General features: G+C 66.9%; 24 protein-coding genes. 15 read left to right on the top strand and 9 right to left on the bottom strand.

Features of this window, described 5'->3' with window-relative positions; all coding sequences use genetic code 11:
* Positions 1-36: 36 nt before the first annotated feature.
* The 3 genes from fabB (at position 37) to fabI (ending at position 2,476) form a co-directional block, all read left to right on the top strand.
* Positions 37-1,263, top strand: a complete 1,227-nt coding sequence (gene fabB / locus MBTS_RS13565) for a beta-ketoacyl-ACP synthase I (protein ID WP_192215855.1) — start codon at positions 37-39, stop codon at positions 1,261-1,263.
* 110 nt (positions 1,264-1,373) lie between these two features.
* The gene (locus MBTS_RS24030) at positions 1,374-1,496 is read left to right on the top strand and encodes a hypothetical protein (protein WP_018045384.1); all 123 of its coding nucleotides are present in this window, start codon (positions 1,374-1,376) and stop codon (positions 1,494-1,496) included.
* A gap of 152 nt (positions 1,497-1,648) precedes the next feature.
* On the top strand, positions 1,649-2,476 hold the full coding sequence (fabI, locus tag MBTS_RS13560; RefSeq protein ID WP_056161400.1) for an enoyl-ACP reductase FabI: 828 nt from the start codon (positions 1,649-1,651) through the stop codon (positions 2,474-2,476).
* A gap of 13 nt (positions 2,477-2,489) precedes the next feature.
* Here fabI and MBTS_RS13555 read toward each other — a convergent pair whose 3' ends face one another.
* Positions 2,490-3,551, bottom strand: a complete 1,062-nt coding sequence (locus MBTS_RS13555) for an HD-GYP domain-containing protein (protein ID WP_018045386.1) — start codon at positions 3,549-3,551, stop codon at positions 2,490-2,492.
* 276 nt (positions 3,552-3,827) lie between these two features.
* A complete protein-coding gene (locus tag MBTS_RS13550) occupies positions 3,828-4,721 on the bottom strand; it encodes a LysR family transcriptional regulator (RefSeq protein WP_192215862.1) in 894 nt (297 codons plus the stop codon).
* Between the two features lie 97 nt (positions 4,722-4,818).
* Here MBTS_RS13550 and MBTS_RS13545 point away from each other — a divergent pair, with 97 nt between their 5' ends.
* Entirely contained in the window at positions 4,819-5,814 is a 996-nt protein-coding gene (locus tag MBTS_RS13545; RefSeq protein ID WP_192215854.1) for an aldo/keto reductase, read from the top strand.
* 149 nt (positions 5,815-5,963) lie between these two features.
* Here the strand turns inward: MBTS_RS13545 and dut are convergent, their stop codons facing one another.
* The 3 genes from dut to MBTS_RS13530 form a co-directional block, all read right to left on the bottom strand.
* Positions 5,964-6,470, bottom strand: a complete 507-nt coding sequence (dut, locus tag MBTS_RS13540; RefSeq protein WP_192215853.1) for a dUTP diphosphatase — start codon at positions 6,468-6,470, stop codon at positions 5,964-5,966.
* Positions 6,467-7,354 carry an HpcH/HpaI aldolase/citrate lyase family protein gene (locus MBTS_RS13535; RefSeq protein ID WP_056139828.1) on the bottom strand — a complete coding sequence of 296 codons (888 nt, stop codon included), beginning with the start codon at positions 7,352-7,354 and terminating at the stop codon, positions 6,467-6,469. The genes dut and MBTS_RS13535 overlap by 4 nt, the downstream gene beginning before the upstream one ends.
* Positions 7,355-7,460: 106 nt before the next feature.
* A complete protein-coding gene (locus tag MBTS_RS13530) occupies positions 7,461-7,676 on the bottom strand; it encodes a hypothetical protein (RefSeq protein ID WP_018045391.1) in 216 nt (71 codons plus the stop codon).
* A gap of 451 nt (positions 7,677-8,127) precedes the next feature.
* Here MBTS_RS13530 and MBTS_RS13525 point away from each other — a divergent pair, with 451 nt between their 5' ends.
* Positions 8,128-10,323, top strand: coding sequence for a putative bifunctional diguanylate cyclase/phosphodiesterase (locus MBTS_RS13525; protein WP_238254019.1), 2,196 nt, complete (start codon positions 8,128-8,130; stop codon positions 10,321-10,323).
* Positions 10,324-10,330: 7 nt separating this feature from the next.
* Here MBTS_RS13525 and MBTS_RS13520 read toward each other — a convergent pair whose 3' ends face one another.
* The 3 genes from MBTS_RS13520 to MBTS_RS13510 form a co-directional block, all read right to left on the bottom strand.
* A complete protein-coding gene (locus tag MBTS_RS13520; RefSeq protein WP_056139821.1) occupies positions 10,331-10,675 on the bottom strand; it encodes a hypothetical protein in 345 nt (114 codons plus the stop codon).
* Positions 10,676-10,789: 114 nt separating this feature from the next.
* Positions 10,790-11,467: a transglutaminase-like cysteine peptidase gene (locus tag MBTS_RS13515; RefSeq protein WP_056139818.1), complete on the bottom strand. Its 678-nt coding sequence runs from the start codon at positions 11,465-11,467 to the stop codon at positions 10,790-10,792.
* Between the two features lie 236 nt (positions 11,468-11,703).
* A complete protein-coding gene (locus MBTS_RS13510) occupies positions 11,704-12,102 on the bottom strand; it encodes a DUF3775 domain-containing protein (protein ID WP_192215852.1) in 399 nt (132 codons plus the stop codon).
* A 123-nt stretch (positions 12,103-12,225) separates the two neighbouring features.
* Between MBTS_RS13510 and MBTS_RS13505 the strand changes: the two genes are divergently transcribed.
* From MBTS_RS13505 to MBTS_RS13495, 3 genes are all read left to right on the top strand, one after another.
* Positions 12,226-12,978, top strand: coding sequence for a DUF429 domain-containing protein (locus tag MBTS_RS13505; RefSeq protein ID WP_192215851.1), 753 nt, complete (start codon positions 12,226-12,228; stop codon positions 12,976-12,978).
* A 9-nt stretch (positions 12,979-12,987) separates the two neighbouring features.
* On the top strand, positions 12,988-13,548 hold the full coding sequence (locus MBTS_RS13500) for an NUDIX hydrolase (RefSeq protein ID WP_082472992.1): 561 nt from the start codon (positions 12,988-12,990) through the stop codon (positions 13,546-13,548).
* A 144-nt stretch (positions 13,549-13,692) separates the two neighbouring features.
* Positions 13,693-14,364 (top strand): carbonic anhydrase, encoded by a 672-nt coding sequence (locus tag MBTS_RS13495; protein ID WP_026176208.1) that lies wholly within the window; start codon positions 13,693-13,695, stop codon positions 14,362-14,364.
* Positions 14,365-14,532: 168 nt separating this feature from the next.
* Here the strand turns inward: MBTS_RS13495 and MBTS_RS13490 are convergent, their stop codons facing one another.
* Positions 14,533-15,234: a DUF4142 domain-containing protein gene (locus MBTS_RS13490; RefSeq protein WP_192215861.1), complete on the bottom strand. Its 702-nt coding sequence runs from the start codon at positions 15,232-15,234 to the stop codon at positions 14,533-14,535.
* Positions 15,235-15,603: 369 nt separating this feature from the next.
* Here MBTS_RS13490 and MBTS_RS13485 point away from each other — a divergent pair, with 369 nt between their 5' ends.
* The 7 genes from MBTS_RS13485 to cysE all read left to right on the top strand — a co-directional run bounded on the left by MBTS_RS13485 (position 15,604) and on the right by cysE (position 21,165).
* Positions 15,604-16,464, top strand: coding sequence for a universal stress protein (locus MBTS_RS13485; RefSeq protein WP_056139812.1), 861 nt, complete (start codon positions 15,604-15,606; stop codon positions 16,462-16,464).
* Between the two features lie 143 nt (positions 16,465-16,607).
* Positions 16,608-17,213, top strand: a complete 606-nt coding sequence (locus MBTS_RS13480) for a hypothetical protein (protein WP_056139809.1) — start codon at positions 16,608-16,610, stop codon at positions 17,211-17,213.
* Positions 17,214-17,325: 112 nt separating this feature from the next.
* The gene (locus tag MBTS_RS13475) at positions 17,326-17,925 is read left to right on the top strand and encodes a hypothetical protein (protein WP_147833020.1); all 600 of its coding nucleotides are present in this window, start codon (positions 17,326-17,328) and stop codon (positions 17,923-17,925) included.
* Positions 17,926-18,136: 211 nt separating this feature from the next.
* A complete protein-coding gene (locus tag MBTS_RS13470) occupies positions 18,137-18,793 on the top strand; it encodes a cytochrome b/b6 domain-containing protein (protein WP_147833019.1) in 657 nt (218 codons plus the stop codon).
* Positions 18,790-19,569, top strand: a complete 780-nt coding sequence (locus MBTS_RS13465) for a molybdopterin-dependent oxidoreductase (RefSeq protein WP_147833018.1) — start codon at positions 18,790-18,792, stop codon at positions 19,567-19,569. Before MBTS_RS13470 ends, MBTS_RS13465 begins: the two co-directional genes overlap by 4 nt.
* 472 nt (positions 19,570-20,041) lie before the next feature.
* The gene (locus MBTS_RS13460) at positions 20,042-20,233 is read left to right on the top strand and encodes a hypothetical protein (RefSeq protein WP_018045405.1); all 192 of its coding nucleotides are present in this window, start codon (positions 20,042-20,044) and stop codon (positions 20,231-20,233) included.
* Positions 20,234-20,298: 65 nt separating this feature from the next.
* Positions 20,299-21,165, top strand: coding sequence for a serine O-acetyltransferase (gene cysE, locus MBTS_RS13455; protein WP_192215850.1), 867 nt, complete (start codon positions 20,299-20,301; stop codon positions 21,163-21,165).
* Positions 21,166-21,280 lie beyond the last annotated feature (115 nt).

Below are 21,280 nucleotides of genomic sequence, written 5' to 3'. Positions count from 1 at the left end.
TGCGACGGCGCTTCGGCGAAAGAGAAGAGCGTTTCCATGCGGCGTGTCGTGATCACCGGGATGGGCATCGTCTCGTCCATCGGCAACAACACCCAGGAAGTCCTTGCCTCCCTGCGCGAGGCCAAGTCGGGCATCGGCCACTCGGCCTCCTATGCCGAGCTCGGCTTCCGCAGCCAGGTCGAGGGACGCCCGAGCGTCGACCCCGAGGGCCTCGTCGACCGACGCGCCATGCGCTTCCACGGCGGCGGCACCGCCTGGAACCACATCGCCATGGACCAGGCGATCCGCGATGCCGGCCTCGAGGCGGGTGACGTCTCGAACGACCGCACCGGCATTATCATGGGGTCCGGCGGCCCTTCGACGAAGGCGATCGTCGAATCCGCCAATCTCGCCCGCGAGAAAGGACCCAAGCGCGTCGGCCCCTTCGCCGTCCCGAAGGCCATGTGCTCGACGGCTTCGGCGACGCTGGCGACCTTCTTCAAGATCAAGGGCGTGAACTATTCGATCTCGTCGGCCTGCGCCACGTCCAACCACTGCATCGGAAATGCCGGCGAGGTGATCCAGAGCGGGCGCCAGGACATCATCTTCGCCGGCGGCTGCGAGGATCTGGACTGGACGCTTTCCGTCCTGTTCGACGCGATGGGAGCGATGTCCTCGCGCTACAACGATACCCCCGCCCGGGCCTCGCGCGCCTATGACGTCAACCGCGACGGGTTCGTCATCGCGGGCGGCGCCGGCGTCCTCGTCCTCGAGGAGCTGGAGCACGCCAAGGCGCGCGGCGCGCGGATCTACGGCGAGCTCGCCGGCTACGGCGCCACCTCGGACGGCCACGACATGGTCGCCCCCTCCGGTGAAGGCGCCGTGCGCTGCATGAAGCAGGCGATGGAAGGGCTGAAGGGCGCCCGGATCGACTACATCAACCCCCACGCCACCGCGACGCCGGTGGGCGATCTCAAGGAGATCGAGGCGATCCGTGAAGTTTTCGGCCGCGGCGACGATTGTCCGCCGATCTCGGGCACCAAGTCGCTCACCGGGCATTCCCTCGGCGCCACCGGCGTACACGAGGCGATCTATTCCCTCCTCATGATGCAGAACGGGTTCATCTGCGAGAGCGCGCATATCGACGAGATCGATCCGGCCTTCGCCGACATGCCGATCCTCCGGCAGCGCCGCGACAACGTCCAACTCGGCCATGTCGTGTCGAATTCCTTCGGCTTCGGCGGAACCAATTCCACCCTCGTCCTCAAGAATATCGACGCCTGAACGGCCAAGCTTTCGGAGATCGACTTCGGCTTTGCTGGCGTGACGCCGGCTTCTTTTTGCGGAACCGCGGATTCGACATCGCGTTTCCAGAATGAAGCCGAAAGTCCACGATGGTGATGATCCTGATTTCCCTGAGCACTCTCGCAGGCCTCGGTATCGTGGCCACAGCCTGCATCCGGGCCAAACAGGCGCTCGTCGATACGGCCCTGGACGAGACGCGCGGCTATTTTTGATCGCCACTTGTCTCTCTGAGCGGGCCCCACCTGAACGGTTGCCCGCTCATCCGTTCGATGCCGGATTGGACAGTTCGTCGATGCACGCGCTAAGCGTCCTCGCAATGGCCGGAACTGTCTGACACTTCGGCGTGATGGATGCGGGGACACGTATGACGGGTTTGATGGCAGGCAAGCGCGGCCTGATTCTTGGGGTCGCCAACGATCATTCCATCGCCTGGGGCATCGCCAAGTCCCTGCATGACCACGGCGCGGAACTCGCGTTCACCTATCAGGGGGACGCCCTCGGGCGACGCGTCAAGCCGCTCGCCGCCTCCCTCGGCTCCGACATCGTCATCCCCTGCGACGTGGAGGACATCGCCAGCGTGGACGCGCTGTTCGCCGCCCTCGACGAGCGCTTCACCGACGGGATCGATTTCGTCGTCCACGCCATCGGCTTCTCGGACAAGGCGCAGCTCAAGGGGCGCTATGTCGACGTGACCAGCCGCGAGAACTTCTCGCGGACCATGGTGATCTCGTGCTTCTCCTTCACGGAGATCGCGCAGCGGGCGGCCAAGCGCATGCGACGTGGCGGTTCGATGCTGACGCTCACCTATGGCGGCTCGACCCGGATCATGCCGAACTACAACGTCATGGGCGTCGCCAAGGCCGCACTGGAGGCGTCCGTGCGCTATCTCGCCGGCGATCTCGGCCCGGAGGGGATCCGCGTCAACGCCCTCTCGGCGGGCCCGATGCGGACCCTGGCCGGCGCCGGCATCGCCGATGCGCGCCTGATGTTCAATCACCAGCGCGCCCACGCCCCCCTGCGGCGCACGGTAACGCTGGAAGAGGTCGGAGGGTCGGCCGTCTATCTGCTCTCGGACCTGTCCGGCGGCGTCACCGGCGAGGTCCATTTCGTCGATTCCGGCTACAACATCATCTCGATGCCCCGGCCGGACGTGCTCCAGGCACAGGACGAGGCCGGCGTCGCCGACGCCTGAGCCTCCAGGCGGCTCACACGGTGGCGGATTCCGGCGGGTTGCTTTCCACCAGCCCGAGGATGTCGTCCCAGCGGGCCACGAAGGCGGCCACGCAATCCGGGTCGAAATGGGTGCCGGCATGCTCTTCGAGATGCCGGCGCGCGGCCTCCGGGGTCCAGGCCTTCTTATAGACCCGCTCGGAGATCAGGGCGTCGAACACGTCGGCGACGGCGACGATGCGGCCCGCGAGCGGGATCTGCGTCGTGCTCAATCCCTGCGGATAGCCGCCGCCATCCCAGCGCTCGTGATGGGTCAGGGCGATGTCGGAGGCGAGCTGCAGGAGGTGCGAGGGGCTGTCGTAGAGCATGCGGTAGCCGCGGATCGCGTGGTGCTTCATCTCCTCGCGCTCGCTGTCGCTGAGAGGCCCCGGCTTCATGAGGATGCTGTCGGGGATGCTGATCTTGCCGATGTCGTGCATCGTCGAGGCCAGGGCGATGTCGTTCGCATCCCCCTCCGACAGGCCGAGCCCTTCGGCGATGGCGATGGCGCAGCCGGCGACCCGCGTGAGGTGATCCCCCGCCTGATCGTCGCGGAACTCGGCGGCCAGCATCAGGCGGCGGATGATCTCCCGCTCCCGCGAGGCCGCCTCGGCGCCCGCCCGGTCCACGTCGCGGCACATCGCGACCGATTGCCGGTGGAGGACCTGACGCGCCAGGGCGAGTTCGAGCAGGTTGCAGACGCGGATCTGCAGATCGAGGGGATCGATGGGACCGGTCATCACGTCGGTGGCACCGGCCTCGATCCCCGACCGCCGCAGGGCGGAGGAGGCCCCGAGCAACAGGACCGCCGTGCGGGCATGTCCATCGTGACCGCGCAGGTCCCGGATCACGGTCGGACCATCGATCCCGCTATGGGGATCGTGCATCACGATGATGAGATCGGCCGGGTGAAACAGCTCGTCGCTCGCGGCGGCCTTCGCCCCGGTGACGAGCCGGATGGCGCAATCGAGGCTTCGGAGATTCAGGACGAGATGGACGGGCGCGGAGGCGCAGACGATGGCGATGAGGGCCGAAGCCGTTTCTACGGATGCGGGCATGGCAGGCATCAGGACACGGTCTCTCCCGACCATCGAAAGCCGCGGCGACTGCCGGACGATCCGGAAGACGGGACGCAATTGGGCCAGACCGCGATGGATGCAAGGTCCATCGCCGGCAGGCCGGACACAAGGCTCATAAACGGAAATTGCGGCTGAGGAGCGGGCCTCAGTTCTCTGACTTCGCCGTCGGCCTGCCGTGTCGACTCTCCGCCGTGGCGCGGTGTTGCGCGCGATGGGTACGCAAGAGCCACCGATGGCCGGCCGGCGTACTCCCCGTCACCGAGGTGAATTACGGATGCAATCGATGAAGGCTCGCATCACGGGCCGCATCAGCTTGCGGCTGGGATAGTAGAGAAAGAAGCCGGAGAAGAGATCGCACCAGTCCTCCAACACGCGCACCAACGCTCCGGACTTGATGTTGGCCAGCACCTGTCCTTCGAACACGTAAGCGAGGCCCGCACCCGCCAAGGCCGCATCGACGATCAATCCGTCATCGTTCAACGTGATCGGCCCCTGCATCGCGACCGCCATCGTCGCGCCGTTCTTCTCGAACTCCCAGGTATACAAAGCCCCGCCCGCAAAGCGCCGACGGATACCGACATGATCGGCCAGATCGTTCGGTGTCGTCGGGATCGGATGCGTTTTGAAATAGGCGGACGACCCCACCACCGCCGCGCGCTGACGAGGACCGATCGGGACAGCGATCATATCCTGCTCAAGACTCTCGCCGAACCGCACGCCGGCGTCGAAGCCTCCGGCAACGATGTCGGTCAGCCCGTCCTCGACCAGCATGTCCACCGCCGCGCCGGGATGGTGACGTGTGAAGGCGAGCACCAGCGGCAACAGAACGAGTTCGGCCGCAGAGCGTGGCACCGACAGCCGGATCGTGCCCGTCAATTGATGGCCGGTTTCACCCGCGACTTCCACGGCGTCGGCGATCGAGGCGAGCGCCGGGGCCAAGCCTTCGAGAAGACGGCGACCGGCTTGCGTCGGAGCGACGCTGCGGGTCGTGCGGTCCAACAGCCGAAAGCCGAGGCTCTCTTCCAACCCGCGAACCGCGTGGCTGATCGCCGAGACCGATATCCCCTCCGCACGAGCGGCTCCCCGGAAGCTGCCATGCCTGGCAACCGTAGCGAAAATCGACAGCGCTGGAAGGTCGGCCCGCTTCATTGATGAACATCGTAGAACAGGTCGTTGAAATTGTCGCAGCTTATCGATCAATCCGGCAACCGCTAATTCGAGGCCCTGTTCAACAAGGAGCGATGCCATGGACGATCGTCATCTTGGACCGGATCTCGCCGTGTCGGCATTGGGCCTCGGCTGCATGGGAATGAGCTTCGCCTATGGCGGGCAACCCGAAGCCGAGTCGATCCGCACCCTTCACCGAGCCATCGAACTCGGCGTCACCTTCCTCGACACGGCGGAGGTGTACGGTCCTTACGAAAACGAGGAACTCGTCGGCCGGGCGATCAAGGGGATGCGCGAGCGCGTCGTGATCGCCACCAAGTTCGGCTTCAAGATCAGCGACCAGGGGAGCGGGACGGAGCGGATGATCGGCCTCGACAGCCGGCCGGAGCATGTCCGCGCCGTCTGCGAGGCCTCGCTGAAGCGCCTCGGCGTCGACGTGATCGATCTCTTCTATCAGCACCGCGTCGATCCCGCCGTGCCCATCGAGGAAACCGTTGGCGCCATGGCGGATCTCGTGCGGGCCGGCAAGGTGCGGGCGCTCGGATTGTCGGAAGCCAGCGCGGCCACCATTCGGCGTGCGCACGCCGTGCATCCCATCGCGGCGGTGCAGAGTGAATACTCGCTGTGGAGCCGGGAGCCCGAAGCGGAGGTCTTGCCGACCTGCCGGGAACTCGGCATCGGCTTCGTCTCCTACAGCCCGCTCGGACGCGGCCTGCTGACCGGGTCCATCCGGGACCGTGAGAGCCTAGGCGCGGATGATTTTCGTCGCACGCTGCCGCGGTTCGAGGCGGCGAATCTTTCCGCAAACCGGCCGCTGCTCCATGTCCTCGAAACGATGGCCACCGAGAAGGGCATCACGCCCGCGCAACTCGCGCTCGCGTGGATCCTGCATCAGGGTGATTTCATCGTGCCCATTCCCGGCGCACGCAAAATCAGGCACCTCGAAGAGAACGCGGCCGCAGTGGCGGTGACGCTGTCCAACGAAGACGCTTCTGCGATCGAGCGGTCGATGCCGAAGGACGCGATCAGCGGCGGCCGCTATACGGCTAACGCACTGGCCTTGGTCGATGGCTGAGTTACAGCCAGCAGGTGGTTGGACACGCCGCCGACGGTCGTGTCTTGCCCCGGTACGCCCCCGGGGTCCACATTTCGGCGGCTTCAGAGGGTTATGGCGTACACGGATCGCTCAGCATGGTCGGGCGCGGCGCGCCCGCCGTGTCGCGGCTAGCGTCGGCCCGTCGATCCGAAGCCGCCCTGCCCGCGCCCGGATTGCGGGCCGGGTCCGTCGAGATCAGGGGCGTCGACGATGGTGAAGGCCGGCCGCGTCACGCGGGTGAAGACCAGTTGCGCGATCCTGTCGCCGGGGCGGATGACGATCGTCGCGGCCGGGTCGGCGTTGCGGTTCCAGGCCGAGATCATGAGCGGCCCCTCGTAATCCGCATCGATGACGCCGGTCCCGTTGCCCAGCACCAGCCCTTCGCGGTGACCGAGGCCGGAGCGCGGGAAGACGAGGCCGCACCAGTCCGGATCCCGGATCAGCACACTGAACCCCGCCGGGATCAGGATTGCGGGGGCCTGCGGCGCCAGGGTCACGGGCTCGTCGAGACAGGCATGGAGGTCGAGACCCGCCGCCGCCGCCGAGCCCCAGCGCGGAAAGCCCCATTCCCGCAATCGCGGGTCGCGGATTCGCAGATCGACCGCCGGGGGAACAGTCGGAGGTGCGCCGCTCACGCCGCCCGTGCCGCGATGGCGTCGGCGAGGGCGACGATCCGGGACGCCTCCACGGCATGGAGCCGCTCGATCATCCGCCCACGAAAGGCGATGGCCCCGCGCGTCCGGTTCTCCGGCTCGGCGAAGACGGCGATGATCGCCCGCGCCTCCTCGATCTCGGCCTCCGAGGGACCGAACAGCTCGTTGGCGGTGGCGATCTGGCCGGGATGGATCAGCATCTTGCCGTCGAAGCCGCTGTCGCGGCCCTGCTCGCACTCGGCCCTGAACCCGCTCTCATCGCGAAAGGCATTGTAGATGCCGTCGATCACGTCGACCTCGTAGGCTCGGGCTGCCATGACCACGTTCATCAGCCACGGCATCAGGGCCGGACGGCCCGGCATTCCGAGCCGGACCCGGCTGGACTTGGCGAGGTCGTTTGGCCCGACGAGCAGGCACGATAGGCGCGTATCCACGTCGCGGGCGGCGCTGGCGATCTCGGCGATGTGGAGGATCGCCAACGGCGTCTCGATCATCGCCCAGACGCGGGTATGGTCCGGCGCGCCGAGGCGGCGCAGGCGCGAGCCGACCGCCACGAGGGCATCGGGTCCGGAGACCTTCGGGATCACGATCGCGTCCGGCCCGGCAGGGGCGATGCGCGCGAGATCGGCCTCCCCCCATGGCGTGTCGAGGCCGTTGATGCGGACCACGACCTCGCGCCGCCCATAGGGCCGGGAAGCCACCGTGGCGGCGACGGCGTCCCGTCCCTCCGCCTTCATTTCGGGGGCGACGCCATCCTCCAGATCGATCATCACGACGTCGGTGGGCAGGCCGCGCGCCTTCTCCAGGACCCGTGGATTGGAGCCGGGCATGGCAAGGACGCTGCGACGCGGACGGATCTCGGTCATGGCGCGGCGATCTCCTGACGCCGTGGCTCGATGCACCGGCCGCCCGGCGATACCGCCGCCCCCCTCCCGTTTCAAGCTCTCACCGCACAGGAAGAGCGATCCGGAATTAGCTTTCGGGGGAGGCCCGGATCTCGTGCAGCCCGGTCCGGTCGCGGAACCAGAACACCCGCTTGAAGGGATCCGCACCCGATTCCGGATAGGACGATGCCAGTCTCCGGGCGAGCATGACCGCCTCGCTCCGCGTCTGGATGGCATGGGCCAGAGTCTTCCAGGAACTCTCGCAGCCCTCGCCGATCTTCCTCACGTAGATCGAATGCGCCATGATTGACCTCCGTCGGATCGAAATCTGATGGAACGATAGATATACATCAAGCCATTATCAAAGGTTTGGTTTGCGGTGATTTTTCGACATGGTTAAGAGATTTTAATAGGATTTCGGATATTTGATTGATCATCGCGCAGCATTTACCCAGACGTCTCTCGGTCTGAAAAACGACGCACGTGACCAATGTCGCCTCAAGTGGGCCCATGGGTGGAACCGTAGCCACATCTGATGTTTGAGGTATCGTCGACCGCCTCCCAAGAGGTTCCGCAATATCCGTCAGGATTGTTGACCTGTTCTTCCGAAGACGGCCGATCGTCCTGCCTTCGCCCCATGAAAGCGGTATCTTGAACACACCAACGACATCGATACCTGCGAGCCCTTGCGGCACGGTCTGTTAGCATTTGACAGAGTATCCCCATCGAAACCGCTCATGTTCGGTGCCGATTCCATGATTCCTTCACCATCGGCACCCGCCGGAACCGACGACCGAACGGCCCCCACGGACGACGCCGAGCGTCTGACCGCTCTGCGCTCCTGCCACGTGATCGGCGCCGCCCCGGATGCCGGCCTCGAACGCATCGTCGCGGTGACGGCGGCGAGCCTCGGCATGCCGATGGCTTGGGTTTCCCTCGTGGACGACGAGGTCTCGTGGCTCGTGGCCCGGATCGGCGTCGATCTTCACCGCCTTCCGCGACACGGCCAGCCATGCGAGCGCGTCCTCACGCAGTCCGGGATCGTGGTGGTAAACGCGGACGACGAGGGGCTCCTCTTCCGCGACCTGCCGGGCGTCAGGTTCCATGCCGGCGCGCCTCTGATCACGGCCGAGGGGCATTGCATCGGCTCGCTCGGCGTTCTCGACACGAAACCGCGCGACGGTTTCGACGATGCCGAGCGGTCGAAGCTCGCCGCTTTCGCCGGCCTCGTCATGGACCGGCTGGAGATTCGACGGGCGCAACTGGCCAACGCGGCGGCGATCGGCTTCGCTCAGGCCGCCGAATATGCCCTGCTCGTGGTGGACGGGACGGGCACGATCACCTTCTGCAATCCCTCGGCCGAGGCCTTGTTCGGCCATGGCGCGGGCGGGATGGTCGGCCGGCCCGCCGAGATCATCATTCCCGAGCCGCTCCGCGCCGCCCACAAAGCGGGGCTTCGCCGGATCGCCTCCGGGGGGGCGTCACACCTCGCCGGCCGCACCATCGAACTGACAGCGCTGCACCGCGACGGTCGCACGTTCCCGATCGAGTTCTCGATGTCGATCTGGCAGGGACCCGGCGGGATCGGGATGGGCGCCGTCATCCGCGACATCAGCGAGTGGCGCGCCCGCGACGCCAAGCTGGTTCAACTCGCCCACCACGACAAGCTGACCGGCCTCACCAACCGCGCCCTCTTCGACGAGCGCCTGGACGCCAGCCTCACGACGGACCAGTACGCCACGGTGATGCTGCTCGATCTCGACGGCTTCAAGGAGGTCAACGACAGCCTGGGCCACGCCGTCGGGGACGTGCTGCTCCAGGCCGTGGCGGTTCGGCTGTCGTCCTGGGTCACCGCCCAGATCACGGTGGCCCGGTTCGGCGGGGACGAGTTCGCGCTGCTCCTGCCGGGCCGGGGCAGCCCGCTCGATGCGGGGGCCCTGGCCGCGCAGATCCTGGAGGCGTTCCAGACCCCGTTCCCGGTGGCAGGGCACGTCTTCCATGTGGGTCTCAGCATCGGCGCGGCGATAGGCGGGCCGGGAACCGTCCGGGACGAGCTGATCGCCGATGCGGATCTGGCCCTCTACCAGGCCAAGCGTGACGGACGGCGCTGCTTTCGCCTGTTCGAACAATCCATGCGCAATGCGGTGGTCGCCCGGCGGACGCTCCACGACGAGCTGACCCGAGCGGTGGAGCGTGCCGAACTGGTGCTGCACTACCAGCCGCAGGTCGAGCTGGATTCGGGACAGGTCATCGGCGCCGAGGCCCTGCTGAGATGGCAGCATCCCACCCGCGGCCTGCTCTTGCCGGCCGCCTTCATCGACGCCCTCGAAGCCCATCCCCTCGCCGCCTCCATCGGCCGATGGATCGTCGACGATGCCTGCCGGCAATCCGCGCTCTGGCGCGCCCTCGGCCTGCCTCCCTTGCGGGTCGCCGTGAACCTGTTCGGGGCTCATCTCAGGACGGGACGGCTGGCTCGCGAGGTGATCGGCGCCCTGGAACGCCACGCCTTGCCGCCGAGCCTGCTCGAAATCGAGGTGACGGAGCGGATCGCCCTTCAGACCGACGATTTCCTGCTGGACCCGTTGCGCGAGCTCCATCGGCACGGCGTCTCCATCGCCTTCGACGATTTCGGCACGGGCTATGCCTCGCTGAGTTCGCTCAAGCGTTTCCCGCTGACGCGCCTGAAGATCGACCGCGGCTTCGTGCGGGACATCCTCACGGATCGGCACGACGCGGAGATCGTCCGGGCCGTGCTCGGCATGGCTCAGAGCTTCGGCCTGGATGTCATCGCGGAGGGAATCGAGACGATCGAGCAGGACACGATGCTGCGCATCATGGGCTGCCGCGAGGGCCAGGGCTATCTCTACGGCCGGGCCATGACCGCCGAGGCGCTGGCCGCCCTGGTCATGGGCGGGCGGGTCGAAGGCAGGCGGGGTCCCAGGGCGGCCTGACGAGGCGTCAGAGCGGGCGCGTGCCGCTCGCCTTCTGTAGAAGCCAGCCCTTGGCGCGCTGGATCAGGGCCGGACGGACCCGGGATACGTCCTCGTCATCCACCAGGGGGGACGTCGACAGGGCGGCGAGATAAGCCGCTTCGCTGGCACGGCAGGATTTCACGGCCGACTCGACGGCCAGCGTCCGGCTCGTCACGAGTGCCTGCAAGTCGAAATTCCGATGCAGGCATCCGCGCCAGGAGGCGTGCAGGGCACCGACGTCGGAATTCAGGGCCGAGGCGGGGGCCGTGCAGCACAGGGGCAGGATGGCGGCCAGCAGCAAGGCTGCGGGCGAGCGGCTCAGCTTCGTCATGGCGAGGGATTCCCGAACCCGGCAACCCTCACCCGCACGCGCTTAACAAGTCGCTAATGTATCGCCTTTGATGCGATCTCCCTCCGGGACGGCTCGTCCCAGCGAATCCCGCTCCTAGCGGTTGGCTGTGGTCACCGGCGACGCGGCACGGCCGAGGGACACCCAGGCCATGGCATTCTGGCTCTCGCGTTTGATGAAAGTGTAGCCGGTCTGACGCCAGGGCAGCACGCTGTTGGTCTTGTTGTCGAGGATGAGGTCGCCCCGGTCGGTGATCAGCGTGAGGACGGCATGCCCCTCCCCCTTCTCGTCAATGACCACCGTCATCCGCATGGCCCGGCGCGGCAGGCCGGCCTCGGCGAGGAGCTTGCGCTTCAGGAGCTGGAAATCCTCGCAATCGCCGGCACCGGATTCGGCCAGATCCCAGCGGTCGGCCATGCCGAGCTGGTCCATGTCGGTGACGGCACGGATGGACTTGTTCACGCGGCGGTTCACCGAGACGATGGTGTTCCAGACACCCGGCGTCAGGCTGATCGTCGCGGGCTCCGAGACATTCACCGCGCATTCGGAGGCGTAGGTCTCGCAGAAGGTGACCCAAGCGCTGATCGGGCGGGCGGCACCGGTGGTGGAGATGGTGCTCGCCACGCTGGGGAGCGAGGCCAGGGTCTGAGCGGAGGCGAGGTTCGGCATGGCGGCGAGGGACGCGACCGCCAGGCCGGAGAGCAGACCCAAACCACCGATGCCGCGCTTGAGGGCGTGCACCGCATCGTGGAACTTCGAAATCGCGATCCGCATGGCCGCCGCTCGTCTCGTTAATCTGTTGTTAACGAACGTCTCACGGCCACGTTGGATCGGCAATCGTCGGGTTAATAAAAGGTTAACGCTGTGGATTTCGGGGCATGATTGCGGAAACGGGAGATCGTTGCCCCGGCGCCACGCCAAACCGCACCAGCCGACTACGACGGGTTCGGCGGGGACACGAGCCACCACGCGGGCGGATGGTGATGAGGCCGGCTCACCACCGTCCGGTCTCAAGCCTCCGAGACGTCCTGGCTGATCCCGAGGGCGGCGAGCCCTTCGTCGAGGAGATCGCCCGCATCGGGCGAGGCCATGATCTCGTGCAGCGCGCCCTCGCCCACCGCCTCGCGTTCGCGGGCGAAGCGCACGGCCTCACCCCATTCCTCCGCCTCCATGTCGCCGCGCCCGACATAGAGAAGGGCGAGGAGATTGGCCCGCTCGTCGTCGTTGAGGCCGGAGATCATCGAACGGACCTCCGATTCCGTGGCATCGTCGGTGCCCGACGTGAGCACGTCGGTGGAGCCGTCATCGATCGGGTTGGAGCCCGAATCGGGGTCGGTGGCACCCTCCTTCACGTCGAGCGCCCTGACCCGGGGGATGATCTCGGTGACCTTGTCGACGGCGATGTCCATGGAACGATCCTGTGAAGCGTGCCGCCGGCGGCGGCGTTATCCGGTGCGACGGGACGGCCCTCGAAGCCGGCCGTCCGTGAGCAGCATCAACCCGCCAGAGCCGTCGCGGTTCGCGGGGCTCGCATGACGCGCTGGATCGCCGGACTCGACGGCTGCCGCGGCGCCTGGGCCGGAGCCCTCCTCGATCTCGACGATCCCGGCCGCTACCGCGCCGGGAGCTTTGCCCGCGTCTCCGATATCCTGGACGGGCCGGAAGCCCCGGTCTGCGTCGGGATCGACGTCCCGATCGGCCTGCCCGACCGCGTCGAGGGCGGCGGCCGGGTCGCCGACCGCGCGGCCAGGGCTTATCTCGCGGGCGGGCGATCCAGTGTCTTCCCGGTGCCGCCACGGGCAGCGGTTCATGCCGGCAGCTACGAGGAGGCCAAGGCGCTCTCCCGCGCCGCCAGCGTCCCTCCCTTCGCACCCTCGATCCAGTGCTGGAACATCACCCGCTACATCCGCGAGGTGGATGACCTGCTCCTGGCGCGGCCGCCGCTGCGCGAGCGGGTTCATGAGGTTCACCCGGAAGTGGCGTTCCGCCGCCTCAACGGCGACCGTCCGCTGGCATCGGCCAAGAAGGGGCCGGGGCGTCGGGAAGGGCTGGAAGAGCGCCGCGCGCTCCTGCGAAGGGCCGGTCTACCCGCAGCGATCGTGGACGCAGGCAGACCGGCGGGCGTAGGGGCCGACGATCACCTCGACGCCCTCGCCGCCCTGGTCGTCGCCCGCGACATCGTCCTCGGACGCGCCATCCCGATGCCCGACCCGCCGGGACGCGACCGTCACGGCCTGCCCGTGGTGATCTGGGCGCCTGCTGGCGAGGGTCCAATTCCCTGCTAGACCGTCGTCATGATTCGTCCCTCGTCGACCCAGCCCCCCGAACCCGAGTCCAGCCAAGGGTCCGGTGCGCCTCCCCTGCGCCACGTCGCCCGTGCCCTCGTCTTCGACCCGCAGGACCGGCTGCTCCTGATCGCCTACGAGGCGCAACGCCCCATCGATCCATCGAGGCCGGAGGAGCGGACCTTCTGGTTCATGCCCGGTGGCGGGCTGGAGCCCGGCGAAAGCCACGCGCAAGCCTGCCTTCGGGAACTCGGCGAGGAAATCGGGGTTTTCGATGCCGAGATCGGGCCGCAGGTCGCTGCCTGCGACGGTCCGTTCTTTCTGTTCCCGAAGCCGCGTGATGCCCGCGAACGCTATTTCGTCGTGCGTCTGCCCAGCGACGAGGTCGATACCAGCCGCCTCGCCGAGACCGAGGACAGCACGGTCCTCGGCACGCGCTGGTGGACGCTCGACGAGTTGGAGGCCAGCGGTGAACGGATCGAGCCCGCGGGCCTCGCTCGCCTGGCCAGACGCATCGCGTCGGGCGAGCGGCCCGAGCCGCCCGTCACCCTGACCTGGCATCAGGTGTGACCCCGCACTGGGCCACCGGCCCGAGACTGGGCCAGATAGGGCCTCGGAACCAGATACGGCACAGGTCTCGCTAGTCGAGGCTGAATGTCGAGAACCGGGTTGTCACGGCGACCCCCAACAACAACGCTCAAGGAAGGAAAACGCATGTTCCCACAAAAGCTGACCTCAGGATACCGGTCGTTCCTCGATGGACGCTTGTCCCACGAGGCCAAACGCTACGCCGCCCTGGCACAAGGGCAGAGCCCGGAAGTCTTGCTGATCGGCTGCTGTGACAGCCGCGTTTCGCCGGAAGTCATCTTCGATACCGGACCGGGCGAACTCTTCATCATCCGCAACGTGGCCAACCTCGTTCCCCCCTTCGAGGAGGGCGGCGAGTATCACGGCACCTCGGCGGCCATCGAGTTCGCCGTCCAGGCCCTGGAAGTGAAGCACATTGTCGTTCTGGGCCACGCCACCTGCGGCGGCATCAAGGCTTACGCAAACCCGCCAGGCCCGCTCTCGACGAGCGACTTCATCGGCAAATGGGTCTCCCTGGTGAAGGGCGCTGAGGAGAAGCTCAAGGTGCAGAAGGGACCGGACCACCTGACGCGCCTCGAATACGCCACCGTGGCGCAGAGCCTCGAGAACCTGATGACGTTCCCCTTCGTGCGCGAGCGCGTCGCCGATGGCCGCCTGGCGCTCCACGGCGCGCATTTCGGCATCGCCCATGGCGAGCTTCTCCTGCGCAATCCCGAGACGGGTGATTTCGAGCCCGCCGTCGATGGCGGCGGAAAGACGATGACCCCGGCCTCCCTGATGCACAGCAGCGAAGTCTGATCGCATCGGCCCACATATCCTGAGCCCCCGTATCCTGCCGGATACGGGGGCCATCACCCGATCCGGTGAGATGCACGCAAAAACATAACGCCGGGCCTCATCGGCCCGGCGTTTTTTAGTGCATCCGTTCCACCGCCGGCCCATCGACCGGCGGTGGGTTTCAACCCCTTAGCGGGCGCTGGGGAGGCGCTGCGCCATCTGGTAATGCTGCTGGAGCACCGGCAGCGCCTGCTCGGCATGGGCGCGCAGGGCCGGGTTCGTGCCGGTCTGCGCGTAGGACTGGTACATGCCGATGGCCGCCTCGTGCGACCGCACCTGGATCTGGCCGTAGAGACGGTCGAAGCGCGGGCCGGCCGGAGCGGCGGCGAGCTCGGAGAGCATGGCCTGCTGCTGCGGATCGACCGGGACCATGGTGGTGCCGGCGGTGGTGTCGACATCGCCGTTGAAGGCCTGGCTGCCGGCGGCGGCGCCACGGCTCGCGCCGCTGCCGATCCCCTCGACGGCGCCGACAGGGCCGCCGCTGAGCGTACCGGCCACGACGCCCGTGGCGGCACCCGTGGCCGCGCCCACCGCGCCGCCGGCAATCGCCAAGGGCGCGCCGATCAGGCCGCCGGGACCACCGTTGCCGGCATAGGTCCGCTCGCCGCCGGCCAGGGCCACGTTCGCGGCCCGGTGGTCACGCACGGCGTCACGGGCGAAGCGGATGACCTGCGGATTGCGGCTCTTCGACAGCGCGATCTGGCTCGACTGGACCTCGAACGCATTGGCCTGCATCGCCTGGAGCCGGAAATCGCCGGACATGGTCTGGGCGGCGGCGGGGGTCGCCATGACGACGGCAATGGCGGACAGCGCAACGTAATTATTCATGATTCTGACCTCTGGATATGATCTTGAAAACGCAAAGGCGGCGTACCGGACCACATCTCTGTGGATCGGCGTATCCGACAACGCCACGTTTGCCGGACAACGACAGCCCCTCCATTGGGTTCCCGAAGAATGTCATCGTCATGCGGGCCATTCTACTGATATCGTCCGGATCACGGCGATGATCGGCACGGCTCTATAGCCAAGCTTCACCTGTCGTTTTAGCCTCGCCGGCTCCTCGTAGGCACGGATTCACGGCGTGACCCGCGAAGGCCGCAGAAAAGCGTGGGTTGACGACGAGCCGGAGTTTTCGGGAACGCGAAACCGCACTAGCCTGCCCGTCGGCGGCGATGATGTGGATGGAGGCTCCCGGCGATGAAGACCCTGCTCGTTCCGGTGGCGCTCCATGACGCGCTGCCCTCCGTCTTCGCGACCACGCTCCTGGTGGGACGCCGCTTCGGCAGCCTGATCGAAGGCGTCTCCCTGCGTCCGGCCCTCGCCGAATACGTTCCGGTGGACATGGTCGGCGGCATGACGTGGCTGCGCGACGAGGAGGCCGACAAGGCCGAGGCCGAGGATGCCGGCAAGCGCTTCGTCGATTTCCTCGCCGGCGCCGGCATTCCCGTCGCCACGGAAGGGCCGTGCACCCCCGAATTCGTGGCCGCCGCCGGAACCCGCTACCGCTGGCGCCCGGACGTGCCGGCGGGCGACGCCTTCCTCGGACATTACGCCCGCCTGTTCACCGCCACCGTGGTGGGCCGGCCCGGGTCCGGGGATGGCGCCCCGCGCATGACCACGTTCGAGACGGCCCTGTTCGAGAGCGGCCGGCCGATCCTGCTGGCGCCCCCCACTCCTCCGACGAGCCTCGGCGAGGCGATCCTGATCGCCTGGAACGGGTCGAGCGAGACCGCGCGGGCCGTGGCCTTCGCCATGCCCTTCCTGCGCAAGGCCTCGCGTATCCGCGTCGTCAGCGCGGAGGGCGGCATGGTGCCGGGGCCGAGCGCGGAGGATCTGGCCAGAGCGCTCGCCTGCGAAGGCATCTTCGCGGACCACAAGGCCTTCACCGAAGGCCGGCGCACACCCGGCGAGGTCTTCCTCAACGAGGCGCAGGAATTCGGCTGCGATCTCCTGATCAAGGGTGCCTATACCCAGAGCCGCCTGCGCCAGATGATCTTCGGAGGCGCCACCAGTCACGTGCTGGCCCATGCCACCATGCCGATGCTGATGGCCCACTGACGGGTCCATGATAGCGCGCAATTGATTTGTGCGCATACGAACCCGATGCCACATCGCGCGTTGTCCGAGCGCTTCCCGCCGTGCAGGCGGAAGCGTCCGGCGAGGGTCCCGACAGCCGGGATCGCTCCAGCGCAAGGCATTCCATGACACGACGGATCATCGCGGCCGCCACCCTGTGCGTCGGCCTGTCCTCCGGCCTGCCCGTCCTGGCCGATTCTCCACTGGTCCGCGTGCGCGGAACGATCGAATCCGTCGCGGCCGATCACGTCACGATCAAGCCCCGCATCGGTCAGGCCGTCTCGGTGAAGTTCGCCGATGCGATGAGGGTGGCCGCCGCCAGCAAGGCCGAGATCGGCGACATCAAGCCCGACAGCTACGTCGGCACAGCCGCGACGCCCCAGGCCGATGGCACCCTCAAGGCCCTCGAAGTCGCCGTCTTCGCCCCGAGCATGCGCGGCACGGGCGACGGCCATTATCCGTGGGACCTCGAGAAGGAGAACACGATGACGAACGGCGCCGTGGGCGCCCTCGCGGGCACGACCGGCCGCACGATCACCGTGACCTACAAGGGCGGCGAGAAGACCATCACGGTCCCCGAGGACGTGCCGATCGTCTCCCTCAACCCCTCCGACACATCCGTCATCAAGGTCGGCGCCCGCGTGGTGGCGATCACCAAGGCGGATGCCGCCGGCACGATGGTCGCCGACAGGATGATCGTCGGCGAGAACGGCACCGTCCCGCCCATGTAGGCGGCAGCCCCGCGAACACACCCTTCCGGGGCGGCGGCGCAGCCCCGGCACCGGGGCCGGATTCTATCACTCCGCCCCGACCACAACGACGCCGAACCATCGAGGAACCGCCATGCTGAAATCCTTCCTGACGACGCTCACCCTGACCCTCGCCGTGACGGCCACCGCCGCCCAGGCCGACGACATCACGCGCTATCGCGGCACCATCGAGAAGGTCGACGGCACGGCCGTGACGATCAAGCCGCGCGTGGGCGAGGCACTGACGGTCAGCATGGCACCCGACGTGAAGGTGCTGGCGGCCTCCACCGGCAAGATCACCGACATCAAGCCCGACAGCTACATCGGCACCGCGGCGATCCCGCAGCCGGACGGTTCGCAGAAGGCGCTCCAGGTCACCGTCTTCGCCTCCTCCCTGCGTGGCACGGCGGACGGTCATTACCCGTGGGATCTAGGCTCCAACTCCACCATGACCAACGGCGCCATCGGCACCATCTCCGGCACCGAGGGGCGAACCCTTCTGGTTAAGTACCAGGGCGGTGAGAAGAAGGTGAATGTTCCGGACGACGTGCCGGTGACCCTGGTCGATCCGGGTGACAAGTCCATCGTCGTCGACGGAGCGAAGGTCGTGGCCTTCACAAAGAAGGGCACGGACGGCAAGCCCACCGCCGTGATCCTCATCGTCGGCCGCAACGGCACCGTCCCGTCGATGTGAATGAGGCAACGTCGACGAAGCCATTCACAAGCCTCGTCGACCGCTTCCCCCACCCACACACCTCCCCTGAGGTGCCGCGAAGCGGCCTCGAAGAAGCCCTCCGGAACGCACAGCGATATCTGGAGATCTCCTTCGAGGCCTTCGCTTCGCTCCGGCGCCTCAGGATGAGGTCGCGGATGGGAGCGGGGACCGAGACGCCACCGCTCATAGGATGTTCTGGATGACCGTCTCCTCGAACACGCAGTTTCGCATCACGGTGATCCACCCGCTCATCGTGCGCGTGACCCACTGGATCAATGCGGTCGCGGTGTTCTGCATGCTGTTCAGCGGCTGGGCGATCTACAACGCCTCGCCGTTTTTCCCCTTCGTCTTCCCGAAATGGGCGACCCTCGGCGGATGGCTGGGAGGGGCGCTCGCCTGGCACTTCGCCGCCATGTGGTTGTTCGCCCTGAACGGCCTCGCCTACGTCCTCTACGGCCTGTTCGCACGGCATTTCGCCAGATCGTTCCTGCCGCTGAGCCCGAGGGCGTTCTGGCGCGACGCCGCCGACGCCGTCAGGCTGCGCCTCGCCCACCGGATCGGCGAGTACAACGCGGTGCAGAGGGTCGCCTATCTGGTGGCGTTCCTTCTCGGAATCCTCCTCGTCGCCTCCGGCCTCGCTTTGTGGAAACCGGTCCAGTTGCAGGGACTCGCCGCTTTGTTCGGCGGCTATGAATGGGCGCGGCGCGTGCATTTCCTCGCCATGTCCGGCCTCGTCGGCTTCATCCTGCTCCATCTCGCGCTCGTCATCCTGGTGCCGCGCACCCTCGTCGCGATGGTCACAGGCCGCGCCCGCATTCCCCTCGACCCCGTGGAGACGCGCTCATGAGCCGTGACGAGACCGAGGCGAAACGCCTGCGCGCGCTTCGCCGGGAGATCCAACCGGAACTGGTGAAGCTGGAGCGCCGCCTGTTCCTGCGCTCGGGCCTGTCTCTCGGCGCCCTGTCGCTGCTTTCGGGCTGCGACCTCTCCACCGGCACCAACGGCACGCTGATCGACCGCACGCTGTGGGCGATGTCGCGTGCCAACGACCGGGTCCAGGCCTGGCTGTTCGACCCGAACAAGTTGGCACCGACCTATCCGGCGAGCATGATCGACACGCCGTTCCGCTTCAACGCCTACTACCCGCCGGACAACATCCCCGAGATCGACGAGGCGACCTGGAAGCTCGACGTGTCGGGCCTCGTCGCCGACAAGACGCCCTGGACCTTGCAAAAGCTGCGCGCCCTGCCGCAGGAGAGCCAGATCACCCGTCACATCTGCATCGAGGGCTGGAGCCAGATCGGCCAGTGGAGCGGCGTGCCGCTGAAGGCCTTCCTGGAGCGGGTCGGGGCCGACCTCACCGCGAAGTATGTCGGCTTCAAATGCGCCGACCGCTATTACGGCAGCCTCGACATGCCGAGCGCCCTCCATCCGCAGACGGTGCTGGCCCTGGATTTCGGCGGCAGCGCCCTGCCTCTCGAATACGGCTACCCCCTCCGGGTGCGCGTGCCGACGAAGCTCGGCTTCAAGAGCCCCAAGCACATCGTCTCGGTCTTCGTGACCAACGACTATCCCGGCGGCTACTGGGAGGACCAGGGCTACAACTGGTTCAGCGGAATCTGACCGGGGTCAGACACCGGCGATGCCGGCCCCGGAGGCCGATGGCCGGGAATCGAAGCGGAAGGACAAGCCTGCTCCCCGCACCGGACTCGAGGGAAGGATCTTTCGGGAAGCGCCTGGTCTTTGAAAATCACTCTCGTTGACCCGAACGAGCCAAGATATGCACAATGCAGGGAGACAAAAAAAAGAACCGCCTGCCTGCACCATGCCTCCCGAGACAGGTTTGTCCGCAGGCAATGCTTGGATTGGAAATCCGTGTCGTTACGCCTTGGACTGTTACCCTCAGACGTGACGATCCACCCGGCGCATGCCGAGTGTACGCCTCGCCTCGCACGAATGCCGATACTCGGCGAAAGCTCATAGGTTCGACCCATGAGACGAGCGTTTCGAGGCATGTGAGGTCCTGACCGGCATTGGCCGTCAGGCGCACGGACGATCCCCCAACACTGAAAAACGATACCCGGAGGAGGGAACGATGGTTCTCGGAGATCAGGTCGTGTTCGCGAGACTCGATGTCGCCGAGGCGCTGGGCATCTGGCGTCACGCCACGGGGCGTATCGTCGACATCGTATCCGGCCCCGACGGGGCAGAGGCGGTGAACGTCCAGTTCGAGGGCCACGGCCTGCTCGTCGGCTACATCGCGACGCTGTTCCAACGCATCGGCTGAGCGCGCGGTCTGCGGGGGTAAAGGCAGGCTCTCGCGAGCCGGGCGCGAGGAGTGGAAGACCGATCATGACAGCGGGCAGCCTGGCGACGCGCAGCGTTCCCACCAACATCCTCCGTCCGCCCCTGCGCACCGTGAGCCAGACCACCGTCGAAGCCGACCTCTGGCGTGCCATGCGCGCCGAGGCCGAAGCCGCGTTGATCGAAGAGCCGCTTTATGCCGGCATCAACCAGGCGACGGTCCTGGATCAGCCGAGCCTGATCCATGCCCTCGCCTACCGGCTCGCCCATCGCCTCGGCGACGGCGATCTCTCCCGCCTGTCCACCCGCGACCTCTGCCTCGCCGCCTTCCAGGCGGACCCGCATGCGGGCGGTCACGCGGTCCGCGACATCGTCGCCATCCGCGAGCGCGACCCCACCTGCCGCCGCTATCTCGATCCCTTCCTATTCTACAAAGGGCTGGCCTCTCTGGAGGGCTACCGGGTGGCCCATTGGCTTTGGCACCAGGGCCGCGCCACCCTGGCGCTGCATATCCAGAGCCGGATCTCGGAGGTGTTCGGGGCCGACATCCATCCCGCCGCGCGAATCGGATCGGGCGTGTTCATCGATCACGCCACCGGCGTCGTCATCGGCGAGACCACGGTGATCGCCGACGATGTCTCGATCCTGCAATCGGTGACCCTCGGGGGCAACGGCAAGGAAAGCGGCGACCGCCATCCGAAGATCGAACGCGGGGTCCTTCTCAGCGTCGGCGCCAAGGTGCTGGGCAATATCCGGGTCGGCGAGGGCGCGAAGGTCGCCGCCGCCGCCGTGGTGCTGCACGACGTGCCCGCCCACACCACCGTCGCGGGCGTGCCGGCCCGCGTCGTGTCGCGCATCAGCCCCACCGAGGACCCCGCCCTCAGCATGGACCAGTTTTTCGGTGACGGGATCTAGGGACGATTTTTCAACTCTTCTTCTCCCATCCATCCGTACAGGCGAGATAAATAATCTCCTATACCGTCGAACTATAGAATTGAATTATCTTATATAACGAAAAATAGAATATCCA

It is taken from the genome of Methylobacterium bullatum (assembly GCF_014845095.1).
Classification (GTDB): Bacteria; Pseudomonadota; Alphaproteobacteria; order Rhizobiales; family Beijerinckiaceae; genus Methylobacterium; species Methylobacterium bullatum.
This window is presented reverse-complemented; position numbering and strand designations above follow the sequence as displayed.

Bases quoted from the DNA above. Each gene is read 5' to 3' on its own strand.
- fabB (WP_192215855.1), top strand. From the start codon at position 37: ATGCGGCGTGTCGTGATCACCGGGATGGGCATCGTCTCGTCCATCGGC.
- MBTS_RS24030 (WP_018045384.1), top strand. From the start codon at position 1,374: ATGGTGATGATCCTGATTTCCCTGAGCACTCTCGCAGGCCTCGGTATC.
- fabI (WP_056161400.1), top strand. From the start codon at position 1,649: ATGACGGGTTTGATGGCAGGCAAGCGCGGCCTGATTCTTGGGGTCGCC.
- MBTS_RS13555 (WP_018045386.1), bottom strand. From the start codon at position 3,551: ATGCCCGCATCCGTAGAAACGGCTTCGGCCCTCATCGCCATCGTCTGC.
- MBTS_RS13550 (WP_192215862.1), bottom strand. From the start codon at position 4,721: ATGAAGCGGGCCGACCTTCCAGCGCTGTCGATTTTCGCTACGGTTGCC.
- MBTS_RS13545 (WP_192215854.1), top strand. From the start codon at position 4,819: ATGGACGATCGTCATCTTGGACCGGATCTCGCCGTGTCGGCATTGGGC.
- MBTS_RS13535 (WP_056139828.1), bottom strand. From the start codon at position 7,354: ATGACCGAGATCCGTCCGCGTCGCAGCGTCCTTGCCATGCCCGGCTCC.
- MBTS_RS13530 (WP_018045391.1), bottom strand. From the start codon at position 7,676: ATGGCGCATTCGATCTACGTGAGGAAGATCGGCGAGGGCTGCGAGAGT.
- MBTS_RS13525 (WP_238254019.1), top strand. From the start codon at position 8,128: ATGATTCCTTCACCATCGGCACCCGCCGGAACCGACGACCGAACGGCC.
- MBTS_RS13520 (WP_056139821.1), bottom strand. From the start codon at position 10,675: ATGACGAAGCTGAGCCGCTCGCCCGCAGCCTTGCTGCTGGCCGCCATC.
- MBTS_RS13515 (WP_056139818.1), bottom strand. From the start codon at position 11,467: ATGCGGATCGCGATTTCGAAGTTCCACGATGCGGTGCACGCCCTCAAG.
- MBTS_RS13510 (WP_192215852.1), bottom strand. From the start codon at position 12,102: ATGGACATCGCCGTCGACAAGGTCACCGAGATCATCCCCCGGGTCAGG.
- MBTS_RS13505 (WP_192215851.1), top strand. From the start codon at position 12,226: ATGACGCGCTGGATCGCCGGACTCGACGGCTGCCGCGGCGCCTGGGCC.
- MBTS_RS13500 (WP_082472992.1), top strand. From the start codon at position 12,988: ATGATTCGTCCCTCGTCGACCCAGCCCCCCGAACCCGAGTCCAGCCAA.
- MBTS_RS13495 (WP_026176208.1), top strand. From the start codon at position 13,693: ATGTTCCCACAAAAGCTGACCTCAGGATACCGGTCGTTCCTCGATGGA.
- MBTS_RS13485 (WP_056139812.1), top strand. From the start codon at position 15,604: ATGAAGACCCTGCTCGTTCCGGTGGCGCTCCATGACGCGCTGCCCTCC.
- MBTS_RS13480 (WP_056139809.1), top strand. From the start codon at position 16,608: ATGACACGACGGATCATCGCGGCCGCCACCCTGTGCGTCGGCCTGTCC.
- MBTS_RS13475 (WP_147833020.1), top strand. From the start codon at position 17,326: ATGCTGAAATCCTTCCTGACGACGCTCACCCTGACCCTCGCCGTGACG.
- MBTS_RS13470 (WP_147833019.1), top strand. From the start codon at position 18,137: ATGTTCTGGATGACCGTCTCCTCGAACACGCAGTTTCGCATCACGGTG.
- MBTS_RS13465 (WP_147833018.1), top strand. From the start codon at position 18,790: ATGAGCCGTGACGAGACCGAGGCGAAACGCCTGCGCGCGCTTCGCCGG.
- MBTS_RS13460 (WP_018045405.1), top strand. From the start codon at position 20,042: ATGGTTCTCGGAGATCAGGTCGTGTTCGCGAGACTCGATGTCGCCGAG.
- cysE (WP_192215850.1), top strand. From the start codon at position 20,299: ATGACAGCGGGCAGCCTGGCGACGCGCAGCGTTCCCACCAACATCCTC.